Raw genomic sequence first — 19,289 nt, forward strand, 5'->3', positions numbered from 1 at the left:
AAAATCCTCAAATAAAAATCAATAAATCATTGATAAAAATGATAATTATAATGTATATATTCATTACTATCTATATAGTTTACATTATAAAAAATCGAATAGAAATAATTTGAAATGTATTTGTTGCATGTTATTTTCTAAATTCGCGAACTTAATAGAATAGTATCAGATTGTGATTTTATTGAGGTGGCTATACATTCATATAAATTATTATCACAAGGGAATACATAATGCACAGAAAAATTTTGACACTACTTGTCCCGACGTTATTAGTGGCAGGCGCAGAAAATGCGGCTGAAGTTTATAATAAAAATGGCAACAAGCTTGATCTGTACGGCAAAGTTGATGGTCTGCAAGTATCGCTAACAAAACCCAGAACGTTGTAGTAGTCGCACAGTATCAGTTCGATTTCGATCTGTGTCCGTCTGTCGCCTGTTTGCTGTCTAAGGGCAAAGATTTTTGGCGGTCAGAAAGTCCATCGTGGCCACTGGCGTTACACTGACAAAGATCTGGTTAAATATGTTGACGCCGGTATGACTTATTACTTCAACAAAAATATGTCCACCCTGGTTGATTATAAAATCAGCCTGCTGGATGAAGATAACGACTTCTACACGAAAAGCGGTATTGTAACCGATGATATCGTAGGTGTTGGTCTGGTCTACCCGTTCTAAAACGCTTTAGGTTATTCGAGTCCGCATTTATCGCGGGCTTATTATTATAATAGTGAGAATTGAATAACGGATAACAACGCAAAGATAGGCTGACCTGGTTTCATCCGATAGATGAAAACAACCTTACGTTTTTTAGGCGCTGTATGAAAGAGAGAAGAATATCACTATAGATGCCAGCTTCCATAGATTATAATCATCCGGGTATAAAAAAAGCTCCTGTACGGAGCTAATGTGAATTATTTTCTAAAATCTAGCGGAACCTGTCCTGAGCGAATGTATAGCCCAACATTATCAAAAGTGATCATGGTTGACTTACAAAAAATACATTTCGCGCCGAACGGGTTTTGCTCAGTAACATCGAATGTCGATGTTCTGTATTGTGAACCATGACAACATGGACACCTGAAGTGAATTTTATTAGTGATATCAGTTGCCTTAAAGCGCCACAACGTTGACCGCTGATGGACCTTTTGGTCCCTGCTCTACTGAAAACTCAACTTCCTGATTTTCATTAAGAGTGCGGAAATCATTACTTTGGATTGCAGAAAAATGTACAAATACATCTTTGCTACCATCTTTAGGCGTAATGAAACCAAAGCCTTTTTCAGGGTTAAACCATTTTACTAAACCAGTGATTTTCGTCGTCATAATATTGTTACCTTTTGAATTAGCCCTTGGGCAGAATGGCCTGAAGAAAATTATCAGAGAGAAAAAAACCTAAAGGAGATCTCAAGAGGAACAAATAATGAGAAATATTACAATCACTACTTCAGATAAGTTTGTATCAAACCGCAAAACCATTAACGCACGGTTAACTGAACATAGCAAGCTTTAGTTTTGTTAAAAAAATATTAATTGCTTTTTTGGCATTATCGCGCTGATTGCCATACGTTTTTTTAGCTATGTCCGCCGCTGCAGGTGAACCTGGCGTAAATAATCTTCATCAAATATCTATTAATAGCCAGCTACGTCTCACAACGCCTACCTACCCTGGTAATAAACGCGCCACTCTCCTGATATCGTAAACCGGAGACGTGCCACCATTGCGAAGCGAAGATTTCTTCAACACTGACACGTGCTGTTTTGAGGAAATCAGAAGATGATGATGGTAAGAAAGAGATCCAGTGCGTATACCAACACTATATACCAGGATATCAGGTGTGACATACCAAGTGTGACGAGGGTCGTTGAAAGCAGTTAAGCTAAGTGTTTGAATAGTGGCGGAGAGAGGGGGATTTGAACCCCCGGTAGAGTTGCCCCTACTCCGGTTTTCGAGACCGGTCCGTTCAGCCGCTCCGGCATCTCTCCGTATATTGCAATGATGCCAGGTAATTTGGCATTTTAACAGACCCTGTTTGGGTAATTTTGTTCAAGTGACGAGTTTACGAGCAAAACGATGATTAAATGGCCCTGGAAAGCACAAGAAATAACCCAGAACGCAGACTGGCCGTGGGATGATGCGCTGGCTATACCTCTTCTGGTAAACCTCACTGCGCAAGAACAGGCCCGGCTCATTGCGCTGGCCGAACGTTTTTTGCAGCAAAAAAGGCTGGTAGCGCTACAGGGATTTGAGCTCGACTCGTTGAAAAGCGCGCGTATTGCGTTAATTTTTTGCTTACCGATCCTGGAGCTCGGTATTGAGTGGCTTGATGGTTTCCATGAAGTACTCATTTATCCCGCCCCCTTTGTTGTAGATGATGAATGGGAAGATGACATAGGTCTGGTGCATAGTCAGCGCGTCGTACAGTCGGGGCAAAGCTGGCAACAAGGGCCAATCATTTTGAACTGGCTGGATATCAAGGACTCGTTCGATGCTTCGGGTTTCAACCTCATTATCCATGAAGTCGCGCACAAACTGGATATGCGCAATGGCGATCGCGCCAGCGGTATTCCTTTCATCCCGTTGCGGGACGTGGCCGGCTGGGAACACGATCTCCACGCTGCAATGAATAATATACAGGATGAAATCGATCTTGTTGGCGAAAGCGCTGCCAGTATAGATGCCTATGCCGCCACCGACCCAGCAGAATGTTTTGCCGTGTTGTCAGAGTATTTTTTCAGTGCGCCAGAACTGTTTGCTCCACGCTTTCCGTCGTTATGGCAGCGTTTTTGTCAGTTCTATCGCCAGGACCCTTCTCAGCGCTTACGGGTACACTCAACCGAGGGCGACTACGGGAAAGCATCAGAGCATTAATTCCTCATTTTGTAGGTTAATTAACCAATTGAATTACCGCGTTAATTTTACTATTGACACGGTATAGCTGGCCCAGTATTATGCGCCTCGTTGAAACGATTCCTCTGTAGTTCAGTCGGTAGAACGGCGGACTGTTAATCCGTATGTCACTGGTTCGAGTCCAGTCAGAGGAGCCAGATTTTAGTATTAAGACGCCTCAGTGAGTCTTAATACGTTATAAAAACAAGCAGTTAGATTGACCCGGCTGTCCTGAAAAGGATTGCAGGGTTTTTTGATATCTGTAGTTTTCGGGGGGATTCATCGGGGGCCTCTCGGTTCGTTGAACGAATGGAGCCCCCCTCCCCCGCTATGGCACTCACTGATACCGCTATCCGCAAGCTCAGACCCACAGACAACCCCTTCAAACTCGGCGACAGTGCCGGACTGTACCTGCTGATCAAACCCAACGGTTCAAAACTCTGGTATATGAAGTACCGCATTGACGGGAAAGAGAAGAAGCTGGCCTTTGGTCCTTACCCGGATGTTTCCCTGCTTACGGCACGCCAGCTCCGCAATGCGGCACGCAGTAAAATGCGTGCGGGGGTCGATCCCTCCGTTGACAAAAAAATCGCGCAACAGAAAAAGAAAAACGGACAGACATTCCGCCAGATCGCCATAAACTGGCATGCCGATCACCGGCGCTGGATCTGGACGGTGAATTTACGCCGCCGGAAACACAGCATTACCCGGCCCTGCCGCTTGAGAAACTACCAGAATTATTATCCCGGACGGATAACTACTCCGGCAGGCTGCTGACACGGTATGCGCTTAAGCTGTCGCTGCTGTTCTTTGTGCGCTCCAGCGAACTGCGCTTTGCCCGCTGGAGTGAGATCGACTGGCAGCAGAAGCTCTGGATAATCCCGGTAGAACGGGAGCAGATCGAAAACGTGCGCTTCTCTCACCGTGGCACAAAGATGAAAACGCAGCACATTGTTCCATTGTCTGAGCAGGCGATGGCGATCCTGAAACAAACTGAAGCGCTCTCCGGACATCTGGCGTTTATTTTCCCCGGCGAATACGACCAGGACAAGTGCATGAGCGACAACACCATCAACAAGGCATTGCGCGTGATGGGCTACGACACCCGAAAAGAGATCTGCGGTCACGGCTTCCGGGCGATGGCGTGCAGTGCGCTGAGTGAGTCGGGACGGTGGAGCAAAGAAGCGATTGAAAAGCAAATGAGCCATCAGGAAAGGAACAGCGTCCGTGCCGCCTATATTCATAAGGCAAAATATATGGAGGAGCGGATCGCTATGATGCAGTGGTGGGCGGATTATCTTGATAAAAATACTGAGCGATATGTGTCTCCTTATCAGTTTGCGGGACACCAGAGGCAAGCGTCATAGAACGGCCCTCCCCTTTTAACCAGGAAAATTTATTGGATAGTTATACCGGCAACGCTATCCCGAAATAATAATCCATACTGAATAAATATTTCGTGAATTCCGGTTGAATGTTAACTGTGCTGTCACCGTTAATATTCTCGTATTTTTGGCCTCTTCCTTGAGGCTTTGTATTTATTGTTGAGGAGCGTTAGGATCATCACCGTAATCAACTTCACATGGAGAGCCTTTATCTAATGCAGTGAATTTATTATCCTTAAAGGAGTACATCATATATTTGCATTGCAAATTTCTGAGATCAGATTGGGGAGCGGTATTTCCATTCATCCACAATACAATACTATTAGGATAAAAGCCAGGTTCAAACTCTTCAGGTGAAGGCGTACCATTATCATGATAAGGGCGATAATGGGTATTTTCATTAAACTCTGGTAATTCAGAAACGATCTCTCCTGAAGTCTTATCAATCACCCAGCCACAGACCCAGCGATTGTCGCCACACTCTTTCGGGAGTTCACCGTTCCAGCTCAGGTAAAGGCGATAATGTCCGGCAAAGTTAACAGGCTTGGCAAGCTCCCGCTGCATTGTCTGCTTCCATTTGTTGGTATAGCTCTGCTGCTCTGCCGATAACGCAATATTCTTTGCAAATGGCCCGGTGCTCACCGCAACAGGGTAATCAGAAAACTGTGGATTATCCTTACCGGCAAAGGCTTCGCAGGTAAAAGTCAGCAATGCAAAGCCCAGTAAAATGTTATTGTGCTTCATTTTTGGAATCCTTCAATTTTTGAATCAGATCATCTGGCATAATAAGTACCTTATTTAGCTTGTCACCATTGTAATAACCGATGCCGTCAGCAGACGCGTAACGTTTTTTATGAATACGATGATGGTTTTTGTCTACAACAAATGACCTATCTGGATTTTTCTCGTATTCATGCGGATCGGGGCTGATGGGTTTTCCTTGCTTCACGCCAACTGATGCAAATTCCAACGCACAAGCATAAGCGGCATCGTCCACGCTGCCGTTACCTTCCAGATAGGCGATAATCGCTGGGCGTTTAACTTTGATTATGTATTCTTCAAAAATCCTGTCCTGTATGGCCTCATCATACGGTGCATTAACATCCAGATTAAGGTTTCTGACCGCTTCTTTTAATGGATCGGTTGTTACCTGGTAGCGCCCTGTTGCAAACATATCAAATTGCGCCTGTGCATCCATTACCTGCTGAAGTATCATCGAGGTCAGATTAGTTTTACTGTGCACCTCTGTGTGGGTCGGATGCGGGTGCGGGTATGTCCGGTTATAAATGGTGTAATCATTCCGGGATTCAGCATCGCAAATTAAATCCGCAAACGGACTGTGCGCCCAGCCGCGTTTTTTCGACGTGCTGATGGCATCCAGAAACACCAGCGGGTGCATATGCCATGGCGTTCGCGACATGTCCGGTACCTGATCCATCCAGCGAGTGGCGTTCAGAAAACGGATACCATAGCTGTACCATTCCGGCGCTTCCTTTTTGAGCAATGTGGTGAAGAAAGCCTGCCAGACGGGGTCATCTGACGTACAGTACCAGTCACCCGGATGTTTCACACACAGGTGTTGCAGGTGATCAATGTAATCCGGGTTCTGTACTGCCCGGCGGTACTCCTGGGCCGAATAGCGTGTCTCACCGCTGTCGATTTTATCCAGCAGCCGCTGGTAGTTGTGTTTCACCTGCGCATGACTGGTACGCGGGTCTTTTGAGGAAGCGTTAAACAGCATCTGAAAAATATGCCGCACCAGTCCCGCAGGCTGGTTTTTGCCGTCGAGGTGGTCAAAGCTACGCGGGCTGGCTTCAACGGTTTCAAAACCCCGCTCCGCCAGGTCATAGCGTGACAGCAGTTTCAGGTCGGATTCTGCAAGATAGCCCCGCGATGCGCCAGCCTGCCAGTAAGTCACCTGATTGTCTTCTGTGTGCTGGCTGCCATTCAGGGGAAAAATACCGTCCTGATGGGTAGTCAACTGGCTTTGATATATCGCATTTACGCTGTTCTTCATATAGAGCGGTATACCCGCCGGGTATTTGCCAAACGCGGGTTTATCCCGCTCCACATGTTCAGAATTACTCAGAAAGCGCGGCAAGTCATCAGTGGTAAAGCACTCAATATGCACCTGATAGCGCCCGTTATAACCGCCATCCTTCGGTGCCTGATAATACCCCAGATGCCCGATAGCATCCCCGGACCGTATCGGGTACGGCGTCGGGCAGACCACGGTATCAAACTGCATCGTCTCTTTTGCCGGAGGCAGCAGATTACTCCACCATACCGGGCGCTCCGGCCCGTTATGGTCCGGCAACAGATTGCCGTTATCGCACACCACCCAGAGCAGGTCCCCGGCGTTCAGGTTCATTTTATCGGTGATACCTTCCACCAGTGACACGTGCGCATACCGTCGCCCGCGAGCGGTCATCTGTGCTGCCGGGTCTGATTTATTCCAGTTCACGCGGGTACCGGGCTTCAGTGTGGTGGCGGTCCATTGCAGGGTATCGTCAACATACGCTTTCAGGTGCTGACCGTCAGCCACTTTGTACGCCGTGCTTTCTTCGGGATACGCCGACCACGGGGCCAGGTGCATATACAGCGTGTAAAACGTCAGGGTGCTGGCAGCGGTTTGTCCCGGCTGGATATGATGCCTGACCAGCACGAAGGACGAGGAATAAAACAAATCGCCCGACTCCCACGGCAGAGTAAGGTAGTCCCGGTTAATACGGTAAGCGACAACCTCACCGTCTGCCATACAGCGTATGGCCTGCTCGCCTTTCCCGGGCACAGGGTACTCCATCACCTCCTGTGGTGCTTTCCCACTCAGGGCGCACCACGGCGTGGTGGCATCGGTGATATGAATTCCGCCATGCCACATCCCGTTACTGCCAATGAGCCAGTGTCAGGTGGGCTCTCCCTGAAGATGAGCCAGAATGTCGTCAATGTTGCTGAACGCGTGCCCCCGGTTATTTTTAGGGACCGGAAAGGCCCGGATAAAGGGACGTGGTGGTGTACTGACGGCAGCACCGGTAGTACTGGCTGAGGTGTTTCCCATGAATCTCTGTTCCCTGGCACCATGATAAAAGTGCGTTTATTTTCCGCGCAATAGCCTGTATTCAGTACAATTTTTCATTTCAGGATGTTACCGGCATATCCGATACGCCGGACTGACTTACTCAGGATACTTTCGTCGCAATGCTGTACTGCCCTGCGCTATAATTTTTTGCGCTTCCGGGCAATGGCCTGTAGCACACTGGTGGAGTCTGAACTCTGGTTGCGGGATGCCGTGGAGCGGCAGATGAATCATCAGGAACGCAACAGCGTGCGGGCGGCGTATATCCATCGCGCCGAGCATCTTGACGCCCGTAAAGACATGATGCAGTGGTGGTCGGACTATCTGGACGTGAGCCGCGAGGGGTACGTTGCGTCTTACATTTATGCGCGGCGGAATAAGGCGGCCTGAGCCTGTAGCAGCATAATTCGTTAAAAATAAAAAAGCAGTTCCCAATTGATAAGGGACTGCTTTTTTGTATTAAAAGGATTTACCTTCAATTTCATAGTTACTAATCAGAAAGCGTACAAAATTATTCCACGTCGAATAATTTCAGGCGATAACTGCCAGATAATCTGCACCAACCTGTCGTCGCCAGGATATGGCAGGACTGCACCAGATACTGCGGAATAAGCATCGAACTGCGCCATCTAAGGCCCTTTTAGCCTTTGACGGGATGATCCTTAATGTGGATAGCGGTTACTCCCTGAAAGCTCAGTAATTTTCACCCAATATATTGATTTTTAAAAATTTATGGTTGGGGAATCTCTACCTTTTAGTTATGAATAAAAAACCTGGGATAATCTTTCCCACGACGATCAAACTGCCCTTCAGCGTGCCGCTGATATCGCATTCTGGCCGATGGTCTTCTCACGGGGAGAGTATCTTCACGCAGCGCCGCCCACTATGCTGTTCCCAGAATGGAAGGCGAAAATCTCGAACATAATTTGCAGCCCACGGCGGTACTAAAAGCTCTGGCCGCAGCCCGCAGATGCTCTCCCGCGCAGCTAGCCGTCGCCTGGCTGCTGTCTCGCGGGGATGATATCGTGCCGGTTGTCGGTATGAGTCGGCCAGATCGCGTGGCGGAAAACCTTCAGGCGTTTGATATCACATTGACGGATGAGGAACAGTTTACGCTGGATAGCGCCTTCTCACCTGACGCTATTATTAGCTACAGGTATCCGGCGATAGTGATGAAGTTTGCAGCACGATAAAGACTCCGCGGGATGCAGAATCGCATCCCGCTAAGACTTCATTCAGCCACTTTCCACATTAAATAAATGCGCCTTCTGCCCTTATCCAATGGCAGGCGACGGCTCATTCTGTTAGCGAAACGGTGGTTCATTAAATGTGCGTAATTTACGTGAATGCAGACGATCGCCTTCTGCGCGTAGCAAATCAATAGCACGAATACCAATTTGCAAATGTTCTGAAATAGCCCCCTCATAAAACCGGTTTGCCTGCCCGGGCAGTTTAATTTCACCGTGTAAAGGTTTATCAGAGACACAAAGCAACGTGCCGTAAGGTACGCGGAAGCGATAGCCCTGCGCTGCTATCGTCGCGCTTTCCATATCAATCGCGACAGCACGGCTGAGGTTGAACCGCAGCGCAGAAGCGGAATAGCGGAGCTCCCAGTTACGATCATCCGTGGTGACGACCGTTCCCGTGCGTAGTCGCTGTTTGACCTCTTCGCCGGGCATTCCGCTAACCACTTTGGTAGCGTCATACAGCGCCCGCTGTACTTCCGCAATGCTTGGAATAGGAATATCAGGCGGCAGAACGGCATCCAGCACGTGATCATCACGTAAGTAGGCATGGGCCAGCACATAATCACCAATCGCCTGACTTTCTCGTAACCCTCCACAGTGTCCAATCATAAGCCAGACGTCAGGCCGCAACACGGCCAAATGGTCGCAAATCGTTTTAGCATTTGAAGGGCCGACACCGATATTTACCAGCGTAATCCCCTGTCCATCTGCCGTTACCAGGTGCCAGGCGGGCATCTGATGTTTCTTCCAGGCCAGATCGGAAATAGCCTCTTCCGGCGCTTCCGTTTCCGCCGTGATCCAAATTCCACCGGCACAGGAAAGCGCGATATAGGGACTGTCAGGATCAAGAATTTGGCTACATCCCCAGCGCACAAACTCATCGACATAGCGGGTATAGTTGGTAAACAGAACGAAGGGCTGAAAGTGTTCGACCGGCGTACCGGTATAGTGTCGTAACCTGGCCAACGAGAAGTCAACGCGACGCGCGTCGAAGTGCGATAACGGATAGAACTCGCCGGGGTGGAAAAGACCGTCTGCCGTCTCATCGCCAATCTGCGCCAGTTCTGTGGTGGGAAAATGGCGCGTTAGCCCGGCGCTCATAGAACGATCCAGCGTCAGAGCTGAGCCGTCGATCACGTAAGGATACGGGATCTCATGGTGCGAGGCTTCCACCGCAATATGCGCGCCATAATCATGGTAAACGAGGTTAAGTTGCTCCAGGAGATAAGCGCGAAATAGCGCAGGCCGCGTAACGGTAGTGGTATAACAGCCGGGATGAGTAAAGCGTCCAAAAGCGCGTGTTTTAGGTGGGTTCGATGTCGCGCCATCCCAGCTTACAGACAGCGAAGGATAAACAAACAGTCCGTTAAATCTTGCATGGGGATCGGGCAGCGTACCGTTATCAATATAGTCAGCGATGGCTTCACGGAGCGCGTTAACCGACTGCTCGTACAGCGCCTCCAGGCGATCCAGCGCCTGCTCGGGCGTCAGGTTTGTGCCTTTATTTTCCATATTATTCTCCTTAGCGTTCACAGGTGAGGCACGTCATTCGATAGTATGACAGCAAAGGGGGAAACTAAAGGGATTAGCGTAAGAGCGTCGGCAGTAAATATGAGCAATTTAAAAAGAAAAGCCGGCGCATTATGCGTTGGCTTTCCTGTTTCACAAAAAGAGGACTATCTTAATAGATCACACTTCAAATTTTAGCGGATTATCACGATAGGCCGCCAGCTTCGCGCGCATCCAACGGCTGCTGTTGTTATTGACCGCGCTCACTACGCCTGTGGTTGCCCCGCCGCCAACCTGTACGTGGAATATTCCGCGTGACGGGAAATCGATGTACTTAGGCTCAGTGAAATCCCACTTGTGACGCTGGAATAGCTCGCGTGGAGTTTTGCCCATCATGCTGGCGTGAACATCAAGGAACTCAATGTTCAGCAGATCAGCATTAATTGCTTCCACTGCGCTACCAATTTCAGCGTGGCCCATCAGATAGCTGCCGCCGGTCCCCCAGAATTTCTCTTCTAACGCGCCAACCGACTCGGAAACGGTAGCCCGACGGCTGGCCGGAACCTGCCACGGCAGCACCGGCTGGCGCAAATAGCGGCTCAGCGCGGCGCAGAAATCAAAGGTACGGTCCCACTCAAACGGCGAATAGCAGTAACCGTTTTTATAGGCGCGAGCGGTGAAGTCGTCCGCTTCATAGCGGTCTGCGGCCATAAAGTCCGCGCCCTTAGCCATAATCACGGCTCCTTTGGCGTCGGTGTATTCGATATTCTCGAATACGCCGACCAGCAGCGCGTACTCGGCGGTAAGCTTGCCCGCCAGCGTCGGGTTGATGGTCATTTTCTTTTTGGTTCCATCTACGGCATCAAACACATCGTCGTAGGTGAAATCGTTATAAACCCACTGTGAACCGCCGACGCTCCACAAGTTAACCTGCCAGCCTAGCACCACGTCAGGGGCAATAACGCGCACCAACCAGTTAACGCCTTTTATATAGCCTTTCAGCGTATCGGTAATTGAGGCCGGAACGGCGATATCCACACCGTGATGCGCCAGCGCTTTCGCCAGCGGTTGACGTACCGGAATAGCATAGTCTGGAGAGAAACCGTATTTCTGGCATTCGCCCAGGTAATCCGGGTTGACGATAAAACCAGCCGGTACCGGATGTTCATCATCTTTCATGGCTTGCGCCATTTGCAGCGCCTGGATGAAATTAGCAAAGCTGAACTGATGACGTTCCGGATCGTCAATGATGTTTTCTACATCACCCAGCGACAGGTTGCAGGTGTAAGAGACCATTACCGGCAGCACGCTATCGCCGGTTTTGGCAGCAACATCGCGCGCCATCTGAATGATTTTTGTCGTCGGTTCTTTCGTCGGGTCCAGATAAGCGGAAGCGTCTCCCATACCGTCATCGCCGGAGTATTTGAACAGGGAGGAGACACGAGCTTCGGCCAGGTCGTCCACGTTGCTGGGCGACATATTGGCGCAACCGCCGAAGCTCAGGAAATCAGGAAAACCTTTGACACGCAGATTCGCCCCTTCAGCAAGGGTTACCGCTAAGGTCAGCGCGGTATTTTTCTCAACGCTCAGTGTCTGTGGAGCGACATCAATGTAGTAAACGATGCCGTTATGGATCACGGTCGCGGATTCAACCTGATAAAGGCCCGGCGCCAGTTCAACCGACGGCGTGAGACTGCCCGCTTTCATTGCCAGATCGGTGAAGAGATACTGGCGCGGAGTTGTGCTGCCATCCACAAGACGTAGAGAGAAGGTAGAAGCAACCGTTTTTTCCGCGTCGATGCTGATGGTCAGCTTCGTTGAGGCTGACTGAGATTCATCGTTCTGGTGAGTGCTGGTGAAGGCGATATCGTGGAGCTGATTATCCAGTGCGCCGCTCGCCACATCAAAGGTGTAGTGGATATTGTTCAGTTTGACATCATCGATGCGCGCCGAATAGGTTCCGGTAACCGGCAAAAGTTCCAGGCGCTGCTTTTGACCTACGCGCATAGTATGACGCTGTTTAGCAACGCCATTTTCCATATAAACTACGCTGAGATCTTCATTATACAGCGCGTGAGTGGCTGGTAAATTCACTGCCAGGTCCAGAGTAGTACTGCGCTCCGCCTGGGCAAAGGTGATATCAAGCTGAGTGCGCTGGCCTTTAGTGATGATCAGCTCCGATGCGCTTAATTGCACCGCTGCGCGAATAGTACCTTCAGCGGTACGCAGCTCCGCAGCGGTAACCGCGTACGCGCCAGCGTCAATATCGAACCAGGTGATGCCCGCTTTTGGCTGGAGCGTTTCGCTTTTTTCACCGCGAACTAAAACCAGTTCCAGAACGGTGTTTTCCAGTCCAGCCGGGAAGGCGGCGCAGGTGACCGCCAGCTCACCTGCCACGTCCGCCTCTTCGTCAGCGGCGGCGGTGAAAGCGTCGCTGAAGGTTTCCCATTTTGGCGCGGTATCGGAGGAGGCATTAACGCCCATATGAATAGTTGAAATGGCATTACCCAGGGCGGAACCATCGGCGGCGGTAATCGTCAGTTTACTATCAAAAACGCCGCTGGAAATTTCACTGGTTTCAATATGGGTTTTTAATTCACACCACGGGTTCGTCGATATGGTGATATCTCCGGCGGTAATTTTACCCGGCGCGCTAAACGTCAGGATCATTTTCTCCTGAATATCGGCGCTGGCGCCAGTGGTGGATTTAAAACCACTGATATCGACAGTGGGGTACCAGGTGTCGTTATGGAAATTAAGGGTAAAATCTAATTGCATTGTTTTCTCCATGAAATATGCATAATCAAACGTTTTTATATTAAGTGCCATCCCGGCTGAACTTCTCTGCAATGAGATTAATTCAGTGCTCAAGCATTTTTAGTTATAACCCAGTAAAAATGAAAACGCATGCCTATCGCCGATAAAATGAGAAGCGGTGATTTAATATCATAACATATATACCGCTGAGTTTAATTTTTTGATGGATATTAATATAATGGTGGAATCAAAGAGAAAACAAGTGATAATAAATTAGCCAGTGACGGGAAACATAATCTCTCTATTATTATTTACATGATATTGTCCTACATCTATTGGCGGTATGAAACACACCCAAAGAAGAGACGTTAATTGCCGAAGCATTAGAGTTGCACCTGAAAAACGTTACCGTAAACCAGCTTAAAGTAATTATAAATAAGAGAACGGTCAAACGCCATGTATCGGGCAGCAGTTTCGCATTCCCTGCATAGTTTCCGGACGCAGGATGCAATCTGTTATTGTCTGATGTAGAGATGTTTATCGGTGGGTTTGATCCTGCGGATAGCGCTATCAGTGAGTGCCATAGTGAAAGGCTATTTGTTTAATGAACCGAGAGGCCCCCGATGAATCCCCCCGAAAACTACAGATATCAAAAAACCCGGCAATCCTTTTCAGGACAACCGGGTCAATCTAACTGCTTGTTTTTATAACGCATTAAGACTCACTGAGATGTCTTAATACTAAAATCTGGCTCCTCTGACTGGACTCGAACCAGTGACATACGGATTAACAGTCCGCCGTTCTACCGACTGAACTACAGAGGAATCGCGTGGAGTCGTATGTTAGCGGCGAAAAAAATTTTGTCAAACCCCATTTAACCCCTTACAGGTTCGATTGCGGATTCTCTCATCACTTTGTTGCATTTGCAGACATTTTTTCTGCGAAAAGCTTTGCAGCCTTACGATTTCTCGCTCATTATTGAAATGTGGTTTCAACTCTCTTCTTTAAGGTCCATTTTGAACGTCTCCGCTGCCTTACGCCAGGCTGTCGTCCGTACGCCCTGGTATGCCAAACGCAAGAGTTACAAGGTGTTGTTCTGGCGTGAAATCACCCCACTTGCTATCCCCATTTTTCTGGAGAATACCTGTGTTCTGCTGATGGGCGTGCTCAGCACTTTTCTTGTCAGCTGGCTGGGCAAGGAAGCAATGGCGGGAGTGGGGCTTGCCGACAGTTTTAACATGGTGATTATGGCTTTTTTTGCCGCTATCGATCTGGGGACGACGGTTGTTGTCGCCTTTAGTCTGGGTAAACGTGACCGTCGACGCGCCAGGGCGGCCGCCAGGCAGTCGCTGGTGATCATGACGCTGTTTGCCGTATTGCTGGCGGCTCTCATACACTATTTTGGCAAACAGATTATTGATGTCGTCGCCGGAGAAGCTACTGCAGATGTAAAAGATCTGGCGTTAATCTATCTGGAATTAACGGTGCTCAGTTATCCGGCGGCCGCTATTGCTCTGATTGGCAGCGGTGCCTTGCGTGGCGCTGGAAATACGAAAATCCCCCTGCTGATTAATGGCGGCATGAATATTCTGAACATTATTATCAGCAGCATTCTTATCTACGGGATTTTCTCCTGGCAGGGGCTCGGCTTTATTGGCGCAGGGTTGGGGTTGACTATCTCGCGTTACATTGGCGCTATCGCAATTATCTGGGTTTTAATGATTGGGTTTAACCCCGCGCTACGTATCCCCCTTAAAAGTTATTTTAAACCCTTAAACTTTGCCATTATTTGGGAAGTGATGGGCATAGGGGTGCCTGCCAGCGTTGAGTCGGTTTTATTTAATAGCGGGAAATTACTTACACAGATGTTTGTTGCTGGTATGGGCACCAGCGTCATCGCCGGTAATTTTATTGCATTCTCCATTGCGGCGTTAATTAACCTTCCGGGCAATGCCTTAGGTTCGGCATCCACCATCATTACGGGGCGTCGGTTGGGAAATGGGCAGATAGCCCAGGCCGAGATCCAGCTTCGCCACGTGTTCTGGCTTTCTACCATAGGCCTCACGGCCATCGCGTGGCTTAGCGCGCCTTTCGCCGGTATTATGGCGTCATTTTATACCCACGACCCGGACGTCAAAGATGTCGTGGTGATCCTTATCTGGCTGAATGCGGCATTTATGCCTATCTGGGCCGCCTCATGGGTACTGCCTGCCGGTTTTAAAGGCGCACGCGACGCGCGTTTCGCCATGTGGGTCTCGATGCTTGGAATGTGGGGTTGCCGCGTTATCGCAGGCTATGTACTGGGAATATTACTTGGCTGGGGCGTGGTTGGTGTCTGGCTGGGGATGTTTTTCGACTGGACCGTACGCGCCGTTCTCTTTTACTGGAGAATGGTCAGCGGACGCTGGCTATGGAAATATCCACGCCCTGAACGAAAAACAAGGTGAAAAGTGCTGCTACGCCTGAATATTCAGCGAAATGAAGAATATTTCAGCAAACAGAATTTTTTATGCATTCAGGCTTTGACAACCCGCAGTCGCATCGTTACTATGCGCCTCGTTCACACGATTCCTCTGTAGTTCAGTCGGTAGAACGGCGGACTGTTAATCCGTATGTCACTGGTTCGAGTCCAGTCAGAGGAGCCAGATTTTAGTATTAAGACGTCTCAGTGAGTCTTAATGCGTTATAAAAACAAGCAGTTAGATTGACCCGGCTGTCCTGAAAAGGATTGCCGGGTTTTTTGATATCTGTAGTTTTCGGGGGGATTCATCGGGGGCCTCTCGGTTCGTTGAACGAATGGAGCCCCCCGCTATGGCACTCACTGATACCGCTATCCGCAAGCCCAGACCCACAGACCCCCCCTTCAAACTCGGCGACAGTGCCGGACTGTACCTGCTGATCAAACCCAACGGCTCAAAACTCTGGTATATGAAGTACCGCATTGACGGGAAAGAGAAGAAGCTGGCCTTTGGTCCTTACCCGGATGTTTCCCTGCTTACGGCACGCCAGTTCCGCAATGCGGCACGCAGTAAAATGCGTGCGGGGGTCGATCCCTCCGTTGACAAAAAAATCGCGCAACAGAAAAAGAAAAACGGACAGACATTCCGCCAGATCGCCATAAACTGGCATGCCGATCACCGGCGCTGGATCTGGATGGTGAATTTACGCCGCCGGAAACACAGCATTACCCGGCCCTGCCGCTTGAGAAACTACCAGAATTATTATCCCGGACGGATAACTACTCCGGCAGGCTGCTGACACGGTATGCGCTTAAGCTGTCGCTGCTGTTCTTTGTGCGCTCCAGCGAACTGCGTTTTGCCCGCTGGAGTGAGATCGACTGGCAGCAGAAGCTCTGGATAATCCCGGTAGAACGGGAGCAGATCGAAAACGTGCGCTTCTCTCATCGTGGTACAAAGATGAAAACGCAGCACATTGTTCCATTGTCTGAGCAGGCGATGGCGATCCTGAAACAAACTGAAGCGCTCTCCGGGCATCTGGCGTTTATTTTCCCCGGCGAATACGACCAGGACAAGTGCATGAGCGACAACACCATCAACAAGGCATTGCGCGTGATGGGCTACGACACCCGAAAAGAAATCTGCGATCACGGCTTCCGGGCGATGGCGTGCAGTGCGCTGAGTGAGTCGGGACGGTGGAGCAAAGAAGCGATTGAAAAGCAAATGAGCCATCAGGAAAGGAACAGCGTGCGTGCCGCCTATATTCATAAGGCAAAATATCTGGAGGAGCGGATCGCTATGATGCAGTGGTGGGCGGATTATCTTGATACAAATACTGAGCTGTATGTGTCACCTTATCAGATTGCCGGGAATCTGAAGAAAATATCGTAGCGGGAAAATTCCCACTCGCACTACCTATCCCTGATGGCTACTAAAACTACATTTTATAACATAGTGGTGAGCGAGAGGTTTAGACTTGCTTACAATATCTAAACTCCCCCGATGAAAGGAATAGTGCAAGAATAGATATGTTGAGTATGTCAGGAGGACACGATGCTGGAAAATATGAAAGCATTCAGGATGGTGGTGGAATGTCAGGGATTCCGGGCCGCCGCGATTGCCATGAAACTCTCACCGGCAATGGTAAGTCGCAGAATTGAGAAGCTGGAGTTTGAAGTCAATACACAGCTTATCAAGCGTAATTCGCGTCGCATATCCCTTACGGCCGCCGGTGAACAGTTTTATCAGCGCTGTCTGCTGATTATTGATGAGTATGAATCCTGCCTCAGGGACGTGAAAAGTCTCAGTAATGTGGTTAGCGGCAACCTCAAAGTTGGGCTCCCCCATTCCATAAGTCATCTGCATGTAATCCCGTGTCTGAAAACATTCCTTGAACGCTACCCTGACCTTAAGCTGGATATTGTCACCGGAAACCACTGCATGGAACTGTTCAGCCACGGTTTTGATCTAGCGCTACAGTGTGGCCCCCTCCCGGACAGCAACCTGTACTACTCGCTCATTGGTTACTGGCGTAAACATACCTGCCTCTCGCGCGGCTATGCGCAGCAGCACGGTATGCCGTCACATCCCGACGAGCTGCACAAGCATACCTGTCTGCTGCACTTTGATAATCACCGACGCTCCTGGAAATTTATGATTGATAACGAATGTACAGAAATTCGGCCTCATTACATCTCCAGGGTCAGCAACAGCCTTGACCTCTGTAACATGGTCCATCAAGGGCTTGGGATTTGTTACCTCCCTGATTTCACCATCAAAGCCGGTATTGAGTCAGGCGAAATTATTACCGTGCTGGAAGAATTTATGCCTCCGCCATTGCCAATGTATGTGGTGCATATCAATCCGCGCCCGTCCCCCAAAGAGCAGGCATTCATTGATTTTATTCGTCCCCTCAATCTGGCGACCGCTCTGGATCCAGCATCCTGAGCGGATTTAACCGGGTCACAGCATCAATTCGCTCTGCACTGAGTCCGCCGGTCTGGAACCAGCGTCGGCTGCCTTCCAGCCATTCGCCGATGTCCGGCTGAGCGGGTTGGCCCAGATCAGAGCTATAAACCACATTGTTCACCTGCGTCAGAACATCATACATGTCCTGCGGGGTCTGGTAGCCCAGATACAGCGTCAGCGCACACTGCTCGACATAGAGCCAGTCGTATTCTCCCAGCGCGCAGAGTTCTGCCGCCGAAAACCCCGTGATCGGATTTGCCGGTTGGTTCAACATCAACCGGACGCCGCCAACACGCTCCACGGCTTCAATCAGACGCAGCGTTTGATCTTTCGAGGTATGCCCAGAAGAAAGCACAATGTCATGATGTCGTGCGAAATGGATTAGTGCCTCAACATCAGGGTGTAACTTACCGTATTCATCGGTCACAGAGAGCGGTTGTCCGGCAAAATAGCGGGCATATTTGTTACTGAAGGTTCTTGAAAGTGTGCTCTTGTGTACGGTGGAAACCACCGTGGGCAAATGCACCAGCAACCGGGGAGAGCCCTCAAACTGATACTGGCTCAGCGCCTGGCGTACCGTATTAAGGTTCACTCCTCCCGCAGCCGCATTGAGCACCACCGAGCCAAACACAGGCAGAGATATCTCCTGCATGGCTGCCGCCAGCGCACTCACGCTCCCCAGGTGGTTCTTCAACACGACCCCGCCCTGATACCGGGCATACTGCTGCCCGGCTTCAAATGCCGAGTAGCGCCGATGGTAGCTATCCGGACGCGCGTGATAATGCACGTCCAGAAACTGCAGCCGGGATGCCCAGTACGCGAAAAATTGACGGGTCATACGTTATTTTCCCAGGGAACATCATAGCCCAGTTGCTGACGGGCAACGTCCAGCGGTGTGCCGGCATCAATGGTACTGAGGATCTGCCGCTCGGTATTTTCGACATTTTCCGCACGCCGGATCACCTCTTCCAGGTGTTCGCCGGGTATCACCAGCACACCATTGTCGTCGCCAAACACCCAGTCGCCAGGGCAGACTGTCACACCGTGGATATCAAGCGTGCACTGCACCGCTTTTACCCGCGCCCGGTTTTTCCCAGAAACCATATAGATATTGCAGGAGAACAGGGGGTAATCCATCTGGCGAATATCGGTAATATCACGGGCTGAACCATAGATGACAGACCCGGCGATCTTCTTTTGCACCGCTTTAGTGGTGAGAATATTCCCCCAGCTCGTGCAGTCCAGACGCCCGCCGTTGTCCACCACAATAACGGCTCTGGCCGGAACCTGATCAATATAGTTACCGGCATTCATGAAGCGATTTTTTTCCGGTGTACAAGCTTCATATTGAACGGTAAAAGCCGGCCCCGCGATTTTCTTTCCGCTGACCTGCGGCTTAATCCCCAACAGCCCCCCCGAAATGTACAGGCTGTCCAGCGCATCAGAGACTGCTGCCGTGTCCAGGGCCAACAGGCGCTCTTTAATCGTTTTTTGGGTTGTCATG

12 protein-coding genes, 4 tRNA genes and 5 pseudogenes are annotated in these 19,289 nt (G+C 49.7%); 11 read left to right on the top strand and 10 right to left on the bottom strand.

Features of this window, described 5'->3' with window-relative positions; all coding sequences use genetic code 11:
* Nucleotides 1–230 precede the first annotated feature (230 nt).
* Together F4V72_RS18145 and F4V72_RS18150 are read left to right on the top strand one after the other, a co-directional pair.
* A pseudogene (locus F4V72_RS18145) lies at nucleotides 231–353 on the top strand (porin); the annotation flags it as partial.
* 5 nt (nucleotides 354–358) lie between these two features.
* A pseudogene (locus tag F4V72_RS18150) lies at nucleotides 359–674 on the top strand (porin); the annotation flags it as partial.
* Nucleotides 675–910: 236 nt separating this feature from the next.
* Here the strand turns inward: F4V72_RS18150 and F4V72_RS18155 are convergent.
* The 3 genes from F4V72_RS18155 to F4V72_RS18165 form a co-directional block, all read right to left on the bottom strand.
* On the bottom strand, nucleotides 911–1,099 hold the full coding sequence (locus F4V72_RS18155) for a hypothetical protein (RefSeq protein ID WP_024131163.1): 189 nt from the start codon (nucleotides 1,097–1,099) through the stop codon (nucleotides 911–913).
* A 10-nt stretch (nucleotides 1,100–1,109) separates the two neighbouring features.
* Nucleotides 1,110–1,322 (bottom strand): transcription antiterminator/RNA stability regulator CspE, encoded by a 213-nt coding sequence (cspE, locus tag F4V72_RS18160; RefSeq protein WP_023246484.1) that lies wholly within the window; start codon nucleotides 1,320–1,322, stop codon nucleotides 1,110–1,112.
* A gap of 570 nt (nucleotides 1,323–1,892) precedes the next feature.
* Nucleotides 1,893–1,982, bottom strand: a tRNA-Ser gene (locus F4V72_RS18165).
* 88 nt (nucleotides 1,983–2,070) lie between these two features.
* On the opposite strand from F4V72_RS18165, the gene mtfA reads away from it, so the two are divergent.
* The 3 genes and pseudogenes from mtfA to F4V72_RS18180 all read left to right on the top strand — a co-directional run bounded on the left by mtfA (nucleotide 2,071) and on the right by F4V72_RS18180 (nucleotide 4,253).
* Nucleotides 2,071–2,868, top strand: coding sequence for a DgsA anti-repressor MtfA (mtfA, locus tag F4V72_RS18170; RefSeq protein WP_023246485.1), 798 nt, complete (start codon nucleotides 2,071–2,073; stop codon nucleotides 2,866–2,868).
* A gap of 100 nt (nucleotides 2,869–2,968) precedes the next feature.
* Nucleotides 2,969–3,044, top strand: a tRNA-Asn gene (locus tag F4V72_RS18175).
* Between the two features lie 172 nt (nucleotides 3,045–3,216).
* A pseudogene (locus F4V72_RS18180) lies at nucleotides 3,217–4,253 on the top strand (tyrosine-type recombinase/integrase).
* A 171-nt stretch (nucleotides 4,254–4,424) separates the two neighbouring features.
* Here the strand turns inward: F4V72_RS18180 and F4V72_RS18185 are convergent.
* Both F4V72_RS18185 and F4V72_RS18190 read right to left on the bottom strand, forming a co-directional pair.
* The gene (locus F4V72_RS18185) at nucleotides 4,425–5,015 is read right to left on the bottom strand and encodes a hypothetical protein (RefSeq protein WP_079817813.1); all 591 of its coding nucleotides are present in this window, start codon (nucleotides 5,013–5,015) and stop codon (nucleotides 4,425–4,427) included.
* Nucleotides 5,002–7,152 carry a hypothetical protein gene (locus tag F4V72_RS18190; protein WP_150342489.1) on the bottom strand — a complete coding sequence of 717 codons (2,151 nt, stop codon included), beginning with the start codon at nucleotides 7,150–7,152 and terminating at the stop codon, nucleotides 5,002–5,004. The genes F4V72_RS18185 and F4V72_RS18190 overlap by 14 nt, the downstream gene beginning before the upstream one ends.
* 354 nt (nucleotides 7,153–7,506) lie before the next feature.
* Here F4V72_RS18190 and F4V72_RS18195 point away from each other — a divergent pair.
* Nucleotides 7,507–7,737 (top strand): annotated as a pseudogene (locus F4V72_RS18195) (integrase); the annotation flags it as partial.
* A gap of 443 nt (nucleotides 7,738–8,180) precedes the next feature.
* Nucleotides 8,181–8,540, top strand: a complete 360-nt coding sequence (locus tag F4V72_RS18200) for an aldo/keto reductase (protein ID WP_232081708.1) — start codon at nucleotides 8,181–8,183, stop codon at nucleotides 8,538–8,540.
* Nucleotides 8,541–8,651: 111 nt separating this feature from the next.
* On the opposite strand, the gene F4V72_RS18205 is transcribed toward F4V72_RS18200, so the two are convergent.
* The 3 genes from F4V72_RS18205 to F4V72_RS18220 all read right to left on the bottom strand — a co-directional run bounded on the left by F4V72_RS18205 (nucleotide 8,652) and on the right by F4V72_RS18220 (nucleotide 13,684).
* Nucleotides 8,652–10,106: an AMP nucleosidase gene (locus F4V72_RS18205; protein ID WP_023247434.1), complete on the bottom strand. Its 1,455-nt coding sequence runs from the start codon at nucleotides 10,104–10,106 to the stop codon at nucleotides 8,652–8,654.
* 177 nt (nucleotides 10,107–10,283) lie between these two features.
* On the bottom strand, nucleotides 10,284–12,881 hold the full coding sequence (locus F4V72_RS18215; RefSeq protein WP_136058352.1) for a hypothetical protein: 2,598 nt from the start codon (nucleotides 12,879–12,881) through the stop codon (nucleotides 10,284–10,286).
* A gap of 727 nt (nucleotides 12,882–13,608) precedes the next feature.
* Nucleotides 13,609–13,684: transfer RNA gene (locus F4V72_RS18220), tRNA-Asn, on the bottom strand.
* Between the two features lie 159 nt (nucleotides 13,685–13,843).
* Between F4V72_RS18220 and F4V72_RS18225 the strand changes: the two genes are divergently transcribed.
* The 4 genes and pseudogenes from F4V72_RS18225 to F4V72_RS18240 all read left to right on the top strand — a co-directional run bounded on the left by F4V72_RS18225 (nucleotide 13,844) and on the right by F4V72_RS18240 (nucleotide 17,764).
* On the top strand, nucleotides 13,844–15,307 hold the full coding sequence (locus tag F4V72_RS18225) for an EmmdR/YeeO family multidrug/toxin efflux MATE transporter (protein ID WP_023247436.1): 1,464 nt from the start codon (nucleotides 13,844–13,846) through the stop codon (nucleotides 15,305–15,307).
* Nucleotides 15,308–15,429: 122 nt separating this feature from the next.
* Nucleotides 15,430–15,505 (top strand) — tRNA-Asn (locus tag F4V72_RS18230).
* 166 nt (nucleotides 15,506–15,671) lie between these two features.
* A pseudogene (locus F4V72_RS18235) lies at nucleotides 15,672–16,708 on the top strand (tyrosine-type recombinase/integrase).
* Between the two features lie 162 nt (nucleotides 16,709–16,870).
* A complete protein-coding gene (locus F4V72_RS18240) occupies nucleotides 16,871–17,764 on the top strand; it encodes a LysR family transcriptional regulator (RefSeq protein WP_023246902.1) in 894 nt (297 codons plus the stop codon).
* On the opposite strand, the gene F4V72_RS18245 is transcribed toward F4V72_RS18240, so the two are convergent.
* Nucleotides 17,730–18,623 (bottom strand): DUF6282 family protein, encoded by an 894-nt coding sequence (locus tag F4V72_RS18245; RefSeq protein ID WP_136058353.1) that lies wholly within the window; start codon nucleotides 18,621–18,623, stop codon nucleotides 17,730–17,732. The two genes, F4V72_RS18240 and F4V72_RS18245, sit on opposite strands and share 35 nt — an antisense overlap.
* The gene (locus tag F4V72_RS18250) at nucleotides 18,620–19,288 is read right to left on the bottom strand and encodes an RraA family protein (RefSeq protein WP_053510725.1); all 669 of its coding nucleotides are present in this window, start codon (nucleotides 19,286–19,288) and stop codon (nucleotides 18,620–18,622) included. The genes F4V72_RS18245 and F4V72_RS18250 overlap by 4 nt, the downstream gene beginning before the upstream one ends.
* Between the last annotated feature and the right edge of the window lies 1 nt (nucleotide 19,289).

This window comes from Salmonella enterica subsp. diarizonae (assembly GCF_008692785.1).
GTDB lineage: Bacteria > Pseudomonadota > Gammaproteobacteria > Enterobacterales > Enterobacteriaceae > Salmonella > Salmonella diarizonae.

What these genes read in the sequence shown, in the direction of transcription:
- F4V72_RS18215 (WP_136058352.1), bottom strand. Translation starts at nt 12,881, where the DNA reads ATGCAATTAGATTTTACCCTTAATTTCCATAACGACACCTGGTACCCC.
- F4V72_RS18225 (WP_023247436.1), top strand. Translation starts at nt 13,844, where the DNA reads ATGTGGTTTCAACTCTCTTCTTTAAGGTCCATTTTGAACGTCTCCGCT.
- F4V72_RS18185 (WP_079817813.1), bottom strand. Translation starts at nt 5,015, where the DNA reads ATGAAGCACAATAACATTTTACTGGGCTTTGCATTGCTGACTTTTACC.
- F4V72_RS18250 (WP_053510725.1), bottom strand. Translation starts at nt 19,288, where the DNA reads ATGACAACCCAAAAAACGATTAAAGAGCGCCTGTTGGCCCTGGACACG.
- mtfA (WP_023246485.1), top strand. Translation starts at nt 2,071, where the DNA reads ATGATTAAATGGCCCTGGAAAGCACAAGAAATAACCCAGAACGCAGAC.
- F4V72_RS18240 (WP_023246902.1), top strand. Translation starts at nt 16,871, where the DNA reads ATGCTGGAAAATATGAAAGCATTCAGGATGGTGGTGGAATGTCAGGGA.
- cspE (WP_023246484.1), bottom strand. Translation starts at nt 1,322, where the DNA reads ATGACGACGAAAATCACTGGTTTAGTAAAATGGTTTAACCCTGAAAAA.
- F4V72_RS18190 (WP_150342489.1), bottom strand. Translation starts at nt 7,152, where the DNA reads ATGTGGCATGGCGGAATTCATATCACCGATGCCACCACGCCGTGGTGC.
- F4V72_RS18205 (WP_023247434.1), bottom strand. Translation starts at nt 10,106, where the DNA reads ATGGAAAATAAAGGCACAAACCTGACGCCCGAGCAGGCGCTGGATCGC.
- F4V72_RS18245 (WP_136058353.1), bottom strand. Translation starts at nt 18,623, where the DNA reads ATGACCCGTCAATTTTTCGCGTACTGGGCATCCCGGCTGCAGTTTCTG.